The sequence below is a fragment of the Bdellovibrio sp. HCB2-146 genome, assembly GCF_047345725.1.
Lineage (GTDB): Bacteria > Bdellovibrionota > Bdellovibrionia > Bdellovibrionales > Bdellovibrionaceae > Bdellovibrio.
The window spans coordinates 67,246-80,765 of the sequence record NZ_JBLEQP010000003.1; the positions used below are offsets into that span (position 1 = coordinate 67,246).

Annotated in this window: 17 protein-coding genes; 6 read left to right on the forward strand and 11 right to left on the reverse strand. The window is 44.2% G+C overall.

Annotated elements, in window-relative coordinates:
- The first annotated feature begins 43 nt into the window (after positions 1–43).
- Positions 44–1,168 carry a glycosyltransferase gene (locus tag ACLWOR_RS18155; protein ID WP_413942256.1) on the forward strand — a complete coding sequence of 375 codons (1,125 nt, stop codon included), beginning with the start codon at positions 44–46 and terminating at the stop codon, positions 1,166–1,168.
- A 100-nt stretch (positions 1,169–1,268) separates the two neighbouring features.
- Positions 1,269–2,426 carry an O-antigen ligase family protein gene (locus tag ACLWOR_RS18160; RefSeq protein ID WP_413942257.1) on the forward strand — a complete coding sequence of 386 codons (1,158 nt, stop codon included), beginning with the start codon at positions 1,269–1,271 and terminating at the stop codon, positions 2,424–2,426.
- Here the strand turns inward: ACLWOR_RS18160 and tagD are convergent.
- The 5 genes from tagD to ACLWOR_RS18185 form a co-directional block, all read right to left on the reverse strand.
- Positions 2,423–2,809 carry a glycerol-3-phosphate cytidylyltransferase gene (gene tagD, locus ACLWOR_RS18165; RefSeq protein WP_413942258.1) on the reverse strand — a complete coding sequence of 129 codons (387 nt, stop codon included), beginning with the start codon at positions 2,807–2,809 and terminating at the stop codon, positions 2,423–2,425. The genes ACLWOR_RS18160 and tagD overlap by 4 nt on opposite strands.
- Positions 2,810–2,862: 53 nt before the next feature.
- On the reverse strand, positions 2,863–4,032 hold the full coding sequence (locus ACLWOR_RS18170; protein ID WP_413942259.1) for a CDP-glycerol glycerophosphotransferase family protein: 1,170 nt from the start codon (positions 4,030–4,032) through the stop codon (positions 2,863–2,865).
- A gap of 100 nt (positions 4,033–4,132) precedes the next feature.
- Positions 4,133–4,963 (reverse strand): class I SAM-dependent methyltransferase, encoded by an 831-nt coding sequence (locus tag ACLWOR_RS18175; protein ID WP_413942260.1) that lies wholly within the window; start codon positions 4,961–4,963, stop codon positions 4,133–4,135.
- Positions 4,964–5,082: 119 nt separating this feature from the next.
- The gene (locus ACLWOR_RS18180; RefSeq protein WP_413942261.1) at positions 5,083–5,853 is read right to left on the reverse strand and encodes a YaiO family outer membrane beta-barrel protein; all 771 of its coding nucleotides are present in this window, start codon (positions 5,851–5,853) and stop codon (positions 5,083–5,085) included.
- Positions 5,850–6,134: a hypothetical protein gene (locus ACLWOR_RS18185; protein ID WP_413942262.1), complete on the reverse strand. Its 285-nt coding sequence runs from the start codon at positions 6,132–6,134 to the stop codon at positions 5,850–5,852. The genes ACLWOR_RS18180 and ACLWOR_RS18185 overlap by 4 nt, the downstream gene beginning before the upstream one ends.
- A 65-nt stretch (positions 6,135–6,199) precedes the next feature.
- Between ACLWOR_RS18185 and ACLWOR_RS18190 the strand changes: the two genes are divergently transcribed.
- The 3 genes from ACLWOR_RS18190 to ACLWOR_RS18200 are packed head-to-tail and all read left to right on the forward strand — an operon-like array spanning position 6,200 to position 9,074.
- Positions 6,200–6,880 carry a hypothetical protein gene (locus ACLWOR_RS18190; RefSeq protein WP_413942263.1) on the forward strand — a complete coding sequence of 227 codons (681 nt, stop codon included), beginning with the start codon at positions 6,200–6,202 and terminating at the stop codon, positions 6,878–6,880.
- Positions 6,877–8,133 (forward strand): glycosyltransferase, encoded by a 1,257-nt coding sequence (locus ACLWOR_RS18195; protein WP_413942265.1) that lies wholly within the window; start codon positions 6,877–6,879, stop codon positions 8,131–8,133. The genes ACLWOR_RS18190 and ACLWOR_RS18195 overlap by 4 nt, the downstream gene beginning before the upstream one ends.
- A complete protein-coding gene (locus tag ACLWOR_RS18200; RefSeq protein ID WP_413942266.1) occupies positions 8,130–9,074 on the forward strand; it encodes a hypothetical protein in 945 nt (314 codons plus the stop codon). The genes ACLWOR_RS18195 and ACLWOR_RS18200 overlap by 4 nt, the downstream gene beginning before the upstream one ends.
- Here the strand turns inward: ACLWOR_RS18200 and ACLWOR_RS18205 are convergent.
- From ACLWOR_RS18205 to ACLWOR_RS18220, 4 genes are all read right to left on the reverse strand, one after another.
- Positions 9,071–9,343 (reverse strand): CopG family transcriptional regulator, encoded by a 273-nt coding sequence (locus tag ACLWOR_RS18205; RefSeq protein WP_413942267.1) that lies wholly within the window; start codon positions 9,341–9,343, stop codon positions 9,071–9,073. The two genes, ACLWOR_RS18200 and ACLWOR_RS18205, sit on opposite strands and share 4 nt — an antisense overlap.
- Positions 9,315–9,620, reverse strand: coding sequence for a BrnT family toxin (locus ACLWOR_RS18210; RefSeq protein WP_413942269.1), 306 nt, complete (start codon positions 9,618–9,620; stop codon positions 9,315–9,317). Before ACLWOR_RS18210 ends, ACLWOR_RS18205 begins: the two co-directional genes overlap by 29 nt.
- A 131-nt stretch (positions 9,621–9,751) precedes the next feature.
- Complete coding sequence (locus ACLWOR_RS18215; RefSeq protein ID WP_413942270.1) at positions 9,752–10,093, reverse strand: hypothetical protein; 342 nt, start codon at positions 10,091–10,093, stop codon at positions 9,752–9,754.
- 96 nt (positions 10,094–10,189) lie between these two features.
- Complete coding sequence (locus ACLWOR_RS18220) at positions 10,190–11,182, reverse strand: NAD-dependent epimerase/dehydratase family protein (RefSeq protein WP_413942271.1); 993 nt, start codon at positions 11,180–11,182, stop codon at positions 10,190–10,192.
- Positions 11,183–11,272: 90 nt separating this feature from the next.
- On the opposite strand from ACLWOR_RS18220, the gene ACLWOR_RS18225 reads away from it, so the two are divergent.
- Positions 11,273–12,400: a CapA family protein gene (locus tag ACLWOR_RS18225; RefSeq protein WP_413942272.1), complete on the forward strand. Its 1,128-nt coding sequence runs from the start codon at positions 11,273–11,275 to the stop codon at positions 12,398–12,400.
- Here the strand turns inward: ACLWOR_RS18225 and ACLWOR_RS18230 are convergent.
- Positions 12,397–12,702 carry a hypothetical protein gene (locus ACLWOR_RS18230; RefSeq protein ID WP_413942273.1) on the reverse strand — a complete coding sequence of 102 codons (306 nt, stop codon included), beginning with the start codon at positions 12,700–12,702 and terminating at the stop codon, positions 12,397–12,399. The genes ACLWOR_RS18225 and ACLWOR_RS18230 overlap by 4 nt on opposite strands.
- A gap of 43 nt (positions 12,703–12,745) precedes the next feature.
- The gene (locus tag ACLWOR_RS18235; RefSeq protein WP_413942274.1) at positions 12,746–13,306 is read right to left on the reverse strand and encodes a hypothetical protein; all 561 of its coding nucleotides are present in this window, start codon (positions 13,304–13,306) and stop codon (positions 12,746–12,748) included.
- Positions 13,307–13,520: the final 214 nt, after the last annotated feature.

Sequence of the window (13,520 nt, forward strand, 5' to 3'; positions counted from 1 at the left end):
ATACTCTATTTTCTCGCTACTCAACGAAGGGATGCACTCTAAGATGGAACGTTCTACTGAATCTGGGCGCATTGAAACTGTCCTCCTCCACGACTGGTTGACCGGTTTTCGTGGTGGCGAGCGCGTTTTAGAGGCATTTTGCGATATTTTTCCAGAGAGTCCGCTCTACACGCTGATTCATGTTCCGAATACGACGAGCGAAAAAATCGAAAAAAGAAAAATCGTTGCCAGCTTTCTCAGCAAAATTCCGAAAATAGAATCGCACTATCGAAAATTTCTGCCACTTTTTCCGAGTGCTGCTGAATCATTGACCATACGTGAGAATCCTCGCCTTATTCTTTCTAGTTCTCACTGCGTCATCAAAGGCGTACAAAAACCAAAAGACTGCGTCCACATTTCATATATTCACAGCCCGATGCGCTATCTTTATGACCAATATGACAACTACTTTGGAAAACATGCTCCCCTGTACCAACAATGGGGTGGACGAACTTTTCGTAGCTACCTAACAAGTTGGGATCTTTCGAGCAACGATAACGTCGACTACATGGTCGCAAATTCCAAATTCGTACAAGAGCGAATCAAAAAATACTACCGCCGTGACAGTCACGTGATTCACCCATTCGTAGAACTTCAAGATTTCCGAGAACACGCAAAAAAAGATCTTCCCAAAAAAGATTACTACCTCATGGTCACGGCTTTTGCTCCAAACAAACGCGTGGACCTGGCGGTGGAAGTTTTCAATGAACTTGGTAAGCCACTTAAGATTATTGGATCAGGCCAACAAGATGCTTGGCTTCGCTCATTCGCAAAACCAAATATCGAATTCCTCGGAAACTTAAGCCGCGATCAAGTCATTCACCACATGCGTGAAGCTCGCGGATTTATTTTCCCGGGCGTAGAAGATTTCGGCATCACTCCTCTTGAGAGTCTTGCCGCAGGCACTCCGGTCATTGCTTTCAAAGCTGGAGGCGTCTTAGAGACACTCACAGAAGAAACTTCATTGTTTTTTACAGAACCAACAGCAAAATCCTTGAAAAATGCGGTCGAAAAGTTCGAGAATATTAACTTCGAACATGGAAGGCTCGTCGCTCGAGCAGAGGAATTCTCGAAAGAAGTTTTCCAAAGTCGAATTGAAGGATTTATTAATGACGTTGTTCCCCGCTAGTAATCTCAAAAATTTTCTCTCACCGCGTGAATATGCTTGGGGATTTGGTTTACTTTGTTTCTATTTTCTCTCTGTCCTCGCTTCTCAATCCGGAATGGACATGTCCCTTGGGGTTATGTTCCTGACGAGTGTCTATTGGTCTATCAAATACCAGAAAGCCAATTGGAGCTGGCCGCGCCTCGGTTTAAAGTGGCTCTGGGCAGTTTGGGTCGCCGTTATCGCGGGCGGCTTGCTTTTTAACCCTGTCAAAGGCGACTGGTCAGATTATTTTTTCGAGTTCCGTTGGATCATCGATTTTTATGTGATGATTCTTTTTTTCTCAGTTTTTAAAGACGATTCACGTCTGATTAAAGTTCTCAGCTTTATTCTGACAATCGCATCTGCTTGTGCTGTCGTATTTTATTTTATCGGCTTTAATCCCCTCTCTGAAACTTTGGCAGATCGCGCAGCCCATTTAGCTGATTGGAGCAGATGGCGGGCCGGCGGGCTTTACGATCATGCTATGCCTCTTGCCCATTCCTATGGTCCGATACTTTTAGTTTTTGTCGGTCTGCTATTGGTTCAGTGGGAAAAACGTAAAGAACTGCCAGTCTGGGTTTATTCAGCTGTGGCATTAACTGGCTTAACAGTTCTTCTAACACTGACTCGTGGTGTTTGGATTGGAGTGGCAACAGGCCTGGTTGTCATGGGATTTTTCATCAATCGTAAATTAGGTGCCTTGATTGTCGGTGGTCTTTTGGTGATCGGACTGACCATTTTTGCTTCATCTGAAACCATTCGCAATCGCGTGATGATCACAGTCAATATGACAAACCAAGGCGACCACGAACGCTTGACCCTCTGGCGCACCAACTGGGAGATGATCAAAGATCACCCACTGATTGGAACTGGATATGGTCAAAACAAAGCGCGCCTGCGTGAGTACTATGATCGACTCGGAATCGATAAAGGATATTTTGAAGGACACGCTCACAATCAATACATCCATTTTCTTGCGGGAACTGGCTTTGTCGGGCTGCTCTGTTATTTGATTTTTATTGGGTACGGCCTGCGTGCAAGTATAAAAACCTATAAACTTTCTGCGGCACTTTCGAAAACAAAAGGTCTTGCTTTAGGATGCATTGGAGCGCTGGTTAGTTTTTATGTTGGCTCTCTGACTGAAGCCAATTTCTCCATCGGAAAAAATCGCTACATGATTCTTTTTATCATGGCTTGGGGAGTTGCTCTTTATCTCCAAGAGCAAAAGAAAAAGTCTTAAGATCCCAGGTCGTTTTTTATTTTTGTCGTTGAAATACCTTCCGTTCGCGGAAGGTAGACCACTTCGCAATGCTCTTTTAGAAAATCGAATTTTCCAAGCCAATCATCGCCCATCACAAAAACATCGACTTCGTACTTTTTTACATCCGTGACTTTTTGCTCCCAGTTGTTTTCGGGAATCACAAGATCTACGAAGCGAACAGATTCCAGCAAAGTTTTACGTTCTTCGTAGGAGTGGTAAGCTTTCTTTCCTTTGATCGCATTAAAGTCGTCGGTCGACAAAGCGACAATCAAATAGTCTCCGAGAGCCTTCGCTCTTTTGAGAAGATTGATATGCCCAATGTGCAAAAGATCGAATGTCCCGTACGTCAAGATGCGCTTCATGCGTTTTATTTTCGTTAAATTTCGAACAAATGCACGCTGCCCGGCATCGTATCTTAGTGAAGGTTTACTTCGGCCTGATTAATGACAAAGCTATAGTTTTCTTCGCATGGATGAACTACTTTGCCATTAAGAAGCGCATTCACTCGCTTTCTCTCAGTCGCAAACGCATCATTTCCGGCTCGAACCTGCTCGAGATATTGAATGAACTCTGAATACGATTGAGCTTTCGGACCGGGAGAGAGATTTTCAAAGTCGACCAAGAATCCGACTTTTTCCTTATATTCCGCCAAATCATACGCGAAGAAAGTAATCGGACGATCTAAGAGCAAATAATCAACATAGATGCTTGAATAGTCCGTAATCACCATGTCGTATTCATGCAAGACGTCCATGATCTCAGGAACTAACTTTGAAGTCAGACTTTTTACTCGTCCGCCCTTAAAAGACTCCACATATTTGCTGTTCTCATAATACGGATGCAAGCGCAAATGCAGCTCACAGTCTAAGCGTTCAAGGTCCGCCGCAAGAGTTTCATGTTTAAAATCTGAAAACGGAAAGAGTTCCACTTCCCGGTAGTGACGCCATGTTGGTGCATAGAGAATTTTAAATGGACGCTTAGGAGTTTGTGAACTCACGTAAGGAATCAGCGGCTCTAATCGTGGCTGACTGTGCACCACAACTTTATTTGCTGAAACTCCCACAAACCGACGAATGGGTTCAATCATAAACTCAGACGTTGCAAGGAAGCAGGTGAAGTTCGTTCGAACCAAACGATAATAAAGGCGCTTATACCAAGTGATGGACTTTTCCGCCAAACCAATTGATTTAATCGGCACACCATGGCCTAAGTGATACACCAAACGACGCACAGATAAGAAAATTCCTCCAACCGGAGTTTCCATTGAAGATGTGACCCACACGCCGGCAAGCAAACAATAGATTTTATTGCGAAGACCGCGAGAAGAAATAAAATACGGCCCCACTTCCGCAATCAGTTTTTCGCGTTTGATATCGTCATCAACGACGAACTTACATTCCCATTCCGGTTGTTTTAAAAAATACTCGAAGAGATATTTGGAATTAAAGTTGTAAGAACGATTGTGAGTAGAATTAAAAATCACTCGCTTTTTCTTGCGCGGACCAAATACAAAAAATAGCGAAAGCACAAGACCAGAGGCCATGTGGTACATTCGCAAATAAGTGTATTTATTGAAATTCGACACGCCAAAACTATAACGAGTTTTAAAAGCCTTGTCACAAAAAGTTTAAAGCTGACAATTTTGACCGCACACAGAAATTTATTTATTAACGCCGCTTACTATTCTAGGTCGTAAACTCGTGCGCCGAGATTTTCGCTTTATTTTGCGAAGATGCAGTCACTCTTTGAGCCTTTGCAAACTCCACGATCAAATGCCCTTGCAACAAGATCTCCGGAGACACCGCAAGCTTGAAGCACTCCTTCACTCGCTCGGCAGCTTCTGCCCCCTGTTTACGCTTCATACGGCGATAAGAGGCCCACGAAAAATACGCAATGAAAGGGTAAAAAATTGGAAAGAGCATCAACGCCGTATAATTCACGCGGTTCGGATGCACTTTCACCAGATCAAATCCCGCAAGCTTTGCAAACAAGCGTAATCTTTGAATCCCGATCAAATTCACATGCCCAAAATAGATTTTATGCTTTTGCTCTGGAGAAAACCAAACGCTATCGACTTCGTTGGGAGGCATGATTTTTCCAAATAGTTCGCTCTCGTTTAAAAGGTAAGACATGCGAGCGCGCAAATTTGAATAGTTCGGCGTCGTTATAAGAAGGCGCCCCTTCGCACTTAAGACTCGATTGAATTCCTCAAAAACATGAAACTGATCCGAAACATGTTCAATCCCTTCCTGACAGAGCAAAAAATCAATGCTCTCGTCAGCAAAAGGCAACTCTTCGGCAAGATCCATATATTCACATTTTAAATTTTGAACGCGGAAAAATTCCGGGAAAAGGTCGCCAGCATGAACTTTGGCTCCAAGCTTTGCCATTTTATCCGAAGACACTCCGTTGCCCGCTGGCAGATCCAGAACCGTCTTGCCCGCAAAGAGCGACGCATGATCTTCAAGCCATTTGTTAACGTAGAACTTAATATCTTTTGAACCGAACAGAATCACTAGGCCCCCATTGATCTATCGCATAATGCGGGGTCCGAAGTATTAAAAGCAAGTTAACAAGGTGACATCGCGTGTGAGGCCAAAATAAAAATATTTATTCTTTATAAAGTGACCGCAGTTTAAAACCCAACACCAACACCCAAACTCCACGTCTGACGATTGAGCCCTTCACTCTGATAATCCTCAAACCCGGCGATCCCAATCAAATTCTCAGGCAAGATCAGGCGTGCCTGCAACGACGTCGAAGAGCTTTCAAAATTAAACCGTGTACGATCCACGGCGACGATCTCATAGGCTTCCCGACCCCGATCGTGACGAACGGAAACAGATCCCTTTTGCAACTGATAGGTCGCAACTGCATAGAGTCGACCGTAAGAATCTCCCAGCGGTTCGCTTTTCACAAAACGATTTCCCGCCTGCAGAATCAATCCCCAAGGCGAATACCAAACAACCTCACCTAAAATAAATTCTTCGTACGCAGATTCTTGATAGTTCGTTTTTCCCGCGCCCACGAACGTAATAATTTCGCGAGAATCCAGCCACTTGTATCCAGCTTGGGCTGAAATCTGCGACACTGGATACACAGGCGAGGAATCGCTCACAATTCCTCCACCTTGAAATATCCAGCGTTCTCCAAATGCGAGCGCCGCAAACGGAGAAAGCAACATGCCCTTCTCTCCAAAAACTTCGCGCTGAGAAAAATCAAATCCGACATCGATGCCCTCACGAAGCGGAGCGCGCACTCGCAATGCGGTCTCTGAGGCTTTGCTACTATTGGAATAGCTACCTTGAGAAAACCCCAATTCCACTCGGCGAGCTGGTTCAACATCGGCACGCACATGCAACGACATCATAAGAAGTACGAAAAAGATCAACAGCAATTTCATCATAAGCTCGTCTCCTCTTCGCGAAGAACAGACTCAAGAGATCCCGCAACAGGTTCTAAAATTTCAGGCATTTGAGAAGGGAGATTTAATCCACGCAAAACTTGCTCAAGACGGTGATTTTCCACGCGTAAAGTCTCTGCCATCTGCAGAGCTTGCACCAATTCGATTTCGGTTTCGCGCAAACGTCTTGCCAATGCAGGATTAAAAGCCGCTTCTTGCGCCATTGCGTCCGCCACATCTACGGATTGATGTTTATTGAATAGACGCAGAAAACTTCGCAGCACCTTATCCCCTCGCCGGAGTCGCTTGTCACTTGCAAGTCGATCGGAAACCGAATAGGAGACTTTTAGTGCAACATATTCGGGAATACGAACTAAAAATCTTCTCGCCGCAGCGAGCCTTCCGCTCCGTATTGCTGTCCCGAACGAACGTTCGAGATTGTTTGTTATTAACTGTGGTTTTCGAGTATTTGGCGATGTTCGCTCTTCCCCATGTTCAATTTATTTGGAGCTGGGCTCATCACTTTCTTTTGGGGCTCATTGAAATCCCTGGGCCACCACAATTCCCGAACCTGACCGTACGAATTGTCGCTTCAATAATCTCAGCGTGTCTGCTCTTTTTCCCGCGCTACTTTCCCGATAATTGGATTCCCTTGCGTTACTTTTTAAGGTTTTTAGGTTTTGTTCTGATCATGTGTGTGCTCTTTATTGATAGCATCAGCCTCTCAGCGGAAGACCTTTTGCAGTTTCAAAGAAACTCCATGCGCTACTCTTTGCTCTTAGCTCCGGGACTATTGGCAATTTCGCTTTACCTCATGCCCATTCACTTTGGTCGTAAGTTTCTGACAACTTTGTCGATGCTGATCTTTCTGTTTATTTTCACGCCTTTTCTCACAGCAAGTTCGTGGATCTTAATGAGTGAATTGAGTCTTCTGATCTTGCCTCTTTTATTTCTTGTCACCGGGCCCTTGCTCTTTTTTGCTTTCTACATGTGCTTTTTCTCCTGGGGCATGAGTGGAGAGCGGCGGTGATCGTTCTCAAAATTTTAGTTATCTTGAACTTTTTTATTCTCGGTCTTTACATGTGCCGACATGCGATCTTTGCTTTAAATCGCCTGTTCACTCGCCAGAAAAGAATTTATTTGGGAATTGAAGATGCTCCCCTTCCCAGTGTCGCCATCCTCGTTCCTGCGCATAACGAAGAAAGTGTTATCGCCGATTCATTGCAAGCCCTGATGCGTTTAGATTATCCGCAAGAGCTTTATCAAGTCTTTGCCGTTAACGACCGCTCCAAGGATCGCACAAAAGAAATTATTGACGGTATTGTCGCAAAATTTCCGGGTCGTATTATTCCCGTTCACCGTACAGGGGGAAAACCCGGGAAAGCTGCCGCCTTAAACGAAGTCTGTCAGACTTTAACTTGCGACGTGATTGTGATCTTTGATGCTGACTATTTACCAACACCATCGCTTCTTAAAAATCTTGTCAGTCCATTTTTAGATCCGGCCGTGGGCGGAGTTATGGGCCGCGTGGTTCCGCTCAATGTGAACAGCAATATCCTCACACGTATGTTAGATCTTGAACGCTCGGGTGGCTATCAAGTCGACCAACAAGCACGCATGAATATGGATCTCATTCCACAATTCGGTGGCACTGTCGGTGGCGCGCGGAAAAAAGCTCTGGACGATATTGGAGGATGGAATGATGACGTCCTTTCCGAAGACACAGATCTGACCTTGCGTTTATTCTTGAAAAACTGGAAAGTCGTCTATCAGAACACAGCTGAATGTTACGAAGAAGTTCCGGAAACCTGGACTGTGCGAATCAAACAAGTTCGAAGATGGGCCAAGGGCCACAACCATGTTTTTATCAATGAGACTTGGAATCTCCTAAGATCGAAGTTAGATTTCTGGAAAAAATTTGACGGCTTACTTTTGCTTGGGATCTATTTTCTTTCTCCTCTGTGTCTGGTGACGTGGATTCTAGCGCTGATTTTATTTTTCAAAGATGAAAGCACCATTGCCCTGATCAGTATTCACCTGATGCCACTTCTCATGTTTAGCAGCCTGGGGAATTTTGGACTGTATCTTGAAACTGCCGCGGCCGTCTGGCTGGATGGCTTTCGAGGTCGCATTCGCCTGCTCCCACTGGGACTGGTCTTTTTCTTTACCGGTTTAATCGTCATTTCTGATGCTCTTTTGCGCCAGATGTTTTGGGAGCTTCCTCTTAAAAAGAAAATGGTTTGGGATAAAACCACACGCTTTAGAAAAGGACCGACAACATGATTGTTCTTTTCTTAACTGCATTGCTTTTTATTCTGCCGTTCATTCCAACTTTGCTAGAGATTTTACACCCAAGCGACAATAAAGCGACGCCGATTTCTAAGTATCAGCTTAAGGATGTACGAAACACGCAGCAGGATTTTTTTTCGATTTTAAGTTTGCTTCTACAAAACGAAAAATGGCTCACTCTGGATTCGTCGGAGCTTGTTGCCATGAAAGACTCCCATCTTCGTGGCATCTACGCCTTACAAGATCTGAGAATTCTTCCCGGCTCGCACCCAGTCACAATAGCGGGCGAAAAGACATTGATCTGTGATAGCGGCTCGCAAATCTACGAGGCTCACGCGCGAGAGAAAATTATTGTTCAAGATAAAGCTGAAATTTTGTGGTGGGCAACAGCTCCTAAAATTGAATTGCGCACCGGCATTCATCAGCGAGGAAAATTAGAGGCCTCTGAACATCTGCAAGTGCTTGGCAATTGCATGTTTTCAAGTCTTAAATCTCCGAATATTGAAATTGGCAATTTCACCCGCTCCGCTTCGCCTCAGAAAATTCAACCAACAACGCAGAGGCAGATTTTTTTTAAAGAGTGGCGCAACCAAGATAAAACTCTAATCGGTGACTACATCATCGAAAATCATGCCCACCTTACTGCGAATACCACACTGCGCGGCAGTCTTAAGGTTGATGGCAATCTCACCATTGAACAAGGCTGTCACATTGAAGGCCACGTTTTTGTCGGAGGAAGTTTAATTTCCGAAGGTGATACGAAAATTTCAGGTGTTGTGATCGTTGAAAAGAATCTGAATTTAGGGCCTCAACACGAAATTGGTCATATCGAGGCCATTTGCACAGTTTCAGCAGACAAAATAACAATTCAGGGCCCGCAACTCATTCACGGCACCCTTCGCTGTTGGGAAGAAGCGAAGATTCAGCTTGGTTAAGCACTGTATTTCTTGGCGTATTGCTTTAAAACTTGCCGCATTAATCGCTGATATTTGCTTCCTGTTCTTTCCGCCTGGTCTTTAAAAAAATCCAAGGTCGATCCTTCAATTTCAATTGTGATTTTCACCCGATCATCCTCAGCAAAAAGAACTTCCGGAGGCGGAAGGAAATCGTCGACGCGCGTAATTTTTCCTATTGGCGCTTCAAACTTTGATTGTGAGTACGATTTTGACATAGGCTTATTTCTTTTTACTGATTTCTTTTTCATAGTACTTTTTCCATTTTCGCCATCGGCCTGCTCCGTAAATCCGAATTCTTTTATGATGAAGACGAAATCTGACAGTCAAAACATCATCTCCAACTCGACCGATACAAAAATATCGTGATTCAAATTGGCTATGCAATTCATCAAAAATAAAAATTCGCTCCGGATCTTCAAATACAAACCGAGCAGTCGAAAAATCAATTTCGTGTTTTTGGATATTGAGTTCTTCTTTTTGCTCGTCCCACTCGAAAGAGCCTCTTACAATGATAGTTTTTATCATAAACCCATACTTTTATACATATTTTTATGTGTAATATGGGTCTATTCAAAAATTGACGCAGGGTAATCCCTTAAAAGAGAAGGGGCTCGAAGGAAAAGACTTCCGACAATCGGAAATCTTGCTAAAAGGATCTACTTACTCAAACAAAGCGGAGAATCTGTCCCCGTAACTCCGTAGGTTTTAAAAACAGACTTCACTTGATCAAAAGTCGCTTGAACTTTGCCTCCACTTAACAAGACCAATGAAATGTAATTCTTCACTTCTTCACAGTTTGTGGCTTTAAAATCAAAAAGCTTTCTTCCGTCAGCTCCGTAGATCAGAACCGCGTTGTATGTCGGGCAATAAAATTGTGCCGTTAGGTTTTCTCTGCCTAAAACAGCAAAAGTAGAATCTCCACGAAACTCTGTAAATGTCATTTTAAACTCGGCAGCTTGAACGAAACTAGAAAAGAACAAAGCGGCAAGAAAAGCCATGTGGTCTCCTAAGATTGAAGTGCATGCTTAGGATAGTGCGAATGAGAAAAAGTCAGAACTACAATCCGGCCTCAATAGATCTAGGTCCAGCGCCGTCTATTTTAAAAATCCCTTCGCTCGATACCAAGAGAGGGTTTTCGTACAAATGCTATCTAGCCTTTCCTCTGCTTGCCAACCAAGCTCATGCAGAGCCTTATCTCCGCTCATCTCGCCATGTACAGAGGGCTTACCTTCTGGGACTTCTTCAGCCGGAAAGCCCAAGAGGTTTAAAAACTCACGCACACTCGCACGATTTGCACTAGAGGCCGGAAAATTCCAAGCACCGGAGGCACGTGGACCACTTTCCAGTAACGACTGCCCAAGAATCAGCAGTCCCCTAAGAGCATCATCAAGACCCAGCCAAGATCGCACGGCAAGGGGATTTCTGAGCTCCAGCTTTGCACCCGATTGAAGAGCTTGGACGGCTTGCCACATTAAACTTTCAGGCTCAAAATCGCCGCTGCCAATCGCAGCCCCCATTCGAGCCGTCGCCAGAGCTTTCTCATGCTTGTTGTACTTTTCCGGTTGAAAATAACTTTGCAAATAAGATTCCACCACAAGCTCAATACAAGCTTTCGCAGTTGCAGCAGGACTGCTCCCACCCAGCGCATCCAACTCATTATAGCTGTGTTCAGCGCGACGATAAATTTTATCAGAAGTTAAAAGAACAACGGCACGAACAGATTCACTAGCACGCACGCATTCAAGTAAATTTACCGTCCCCATTAGCTGAACATCAAAAGTCTCGCGCGGATCTTCTTTGGAGGACTTAAGACCACTGCCACCTAAAAGAGAAAAAATAATTTCGGGGCGATGAAATTCAATTTGTGATTTTAAAAGATCAAAATCTCGAACATCGCCCAGAGTGGACGACATTTGTGCTGCGATATTTTCAATTTCAAAAAAGCTGGGATTGGTCTTTGGCAAAAGTCCTAGGCCGCTGACCTGAGCACCTAAACCCTGTAAAACTTGCGCAAGATGGGCCCCACGAAAACCCGTGTGACCGAGAATAAAAACCTTGCGATCTTTCCAAAAACCCTGAGAAATCATAAGCGTAAATTAGGGACTCACGGATCATCCGTCAACCGCATTTTAAAACACATGTTGGCTTTTTCCTCAGCCCATCATATTGCCTTTATTATGAAACAACTCTTAGGTCTTTTCTTCACTCTCCCCCTCTTTGTCACGGCAGCGGAAAATCGAGATCTTCACTTTTCAACTTCATGTGATAGCACAAATGATGTGGCCATAATCTCGGTCATCGGAGATGTCCTGATTCACGATGCGATTTACAAATCCGTTGTTAATGGCTCTAAAGACTTCTCGCAAATCTGGCGTCGAAGTGTTCCTCTTTTTACCAAGGCTGACTTTGCAATCGCGAATCTGGAGGGTCCGGCCGCGATGGGTATTGATGTCAGCGGGCGTGACCATGGAGATGTCGGGTTTATCTACGACAAGGTCGTTTATTCCGGTACGAATTTTAGCTTTAACTACCATCCAAGAATTTTAAGTGATCTGGCAAAATCTGGTATTGATCTCATCACTCTTGCAAATAATCACAGCCTGGATCGCAAGGCCATCGGCATTGATCGAACGCTGGAGGCTGCTAACAAGATAGGCCTACCAACTGTGGGCACTCGTTCATCAAGCGATCGCAGCGGCAAGTTTTATAAAGTCGTGCGCATTCAGGATCTGGATCTTGCCGTGATCGGCTGCACCGAAATGACGAACGGCCATGCTGATACAAAAGAGCAGTTGTTGTTTTGCTATAAAGACGGAAAAGAAATCGAAAACACCATTAAAGAACTTCGCTCGCAAGTCGATGCCATTTTGGTTTATCCGCATTGGGGGCAGGAGTATAATAACTCGCCGGATTCATCTCAAAAAACCTACGCACGTAGATTCCTAGAGGCCGGGGCTACGGCCGTGATCGGTTCCCATCCGCACGTGTTGCAGCCTTGGGAAAAATACATCACGAAGGATGGACGTGAAACGTTGATTGCGTATTCATTGGGAAATTTCGTCGCTTATCAAAAAGGTCTTGAGAAAAAAACCGGTGTGGTGGTTTATTTAGGCCTTTCCCAATCAGCGAATCAAAAAGGCAAAGTCGTAGGAGCTCTTTACAGCCCGACTTACCGAGATGGAACTGAAGTTTTTCCGGTCAGTAAATCAAGTGATGCAGCCGAAGAAGCCAGCCGATATTTTGGAACTTTAAATCGACTGCCGGCAAATGAATCCGCACATGCTAAGATGTGCGGAAATAACTAAGCTCGCAAATTTTCTTCTAAACCCTGGGCGCGATGTTCAGGGTGCACCCATAGAGCAGTTTTCCCCTCATATTCCCAGAAAAATGCAACAGGATCCGTATCACAGATCGCCACACGCAACTGACCTTTGCCTTCGGTTGCTTTCATCTTTAACAGAGTCTGAGCCAAAGACTCTTTATTGAGATTTCCGCTCGTAGCTGACGGCAAGCAGTGCTCTTCATAGAGGCGAGCAAGCAAAGAAAGCTCAACAAGGTTATACATGCTATCACGGATCAAATATTTATCTTGGTGCAGGGTTTTCATACTCAAAAGACTATCTTGCCCGCTGAGGGCGAACAAACCTTTTTTACCGAATTCCGTATTGGGGTCTTGGAAAGTGCTGAAGGCCTAGGATTTCGCTTAAAACATTCGTCAAAACGAAGCTCGCATCCTTATTCGGACGCCCCGAAAGAGGATTGTCCGCTACGTAAAACTTGTTTTTAGAACGCACAATATAGGGAATCACTTCTCGGGTACGTGAATGTCTGATTTCAGCAACGGATTCAAACTTGTGCAAATCTGTGGCTAACAGTTCGATTTGTTCGGAATCCATCTGCTTAGAAAAAATCTGCCCTTTATAAAGGATGTCTTTAAAAAAAGCCTGCGGAGACTCCCACTGAGCGTCAGCATTGGCCATCCTTAAAAATCTCAGCCCCATGTGTTTTTCAAAAAGGTCTCCGAGCTGCCAGATATTATAACCAATCCAAATCACTTTTTGTTCGGTCTTAATATAGTCATCTAATAAAGCGCGGGGAATTTTATTGTCATAAAGAGAACCGATATAAAAATTAAGATGACATTTTTCAAAGTCATCGCTGCTGTAGTTTTCCACCGCGTGTAATTTTGTGGGAACAGATACAAATGACATGAGCAGAGATTTTAACTCTTTGGAAAATTTCTTATCCCCATGATCGTAAAAAATTTGAATGCAATTTTCAGTCTGATTTTTTTGTAACGATGAAAGTCCTTGCGTCGTTCCTACTACCAGTAAGACCGAAATAAATCCCAAAAATAGAGTGAAACGCTGACGCTTTCTCATGTCCTCAACGGTAGCGAATCCCCTTCAGCAAGAATACTTAAAC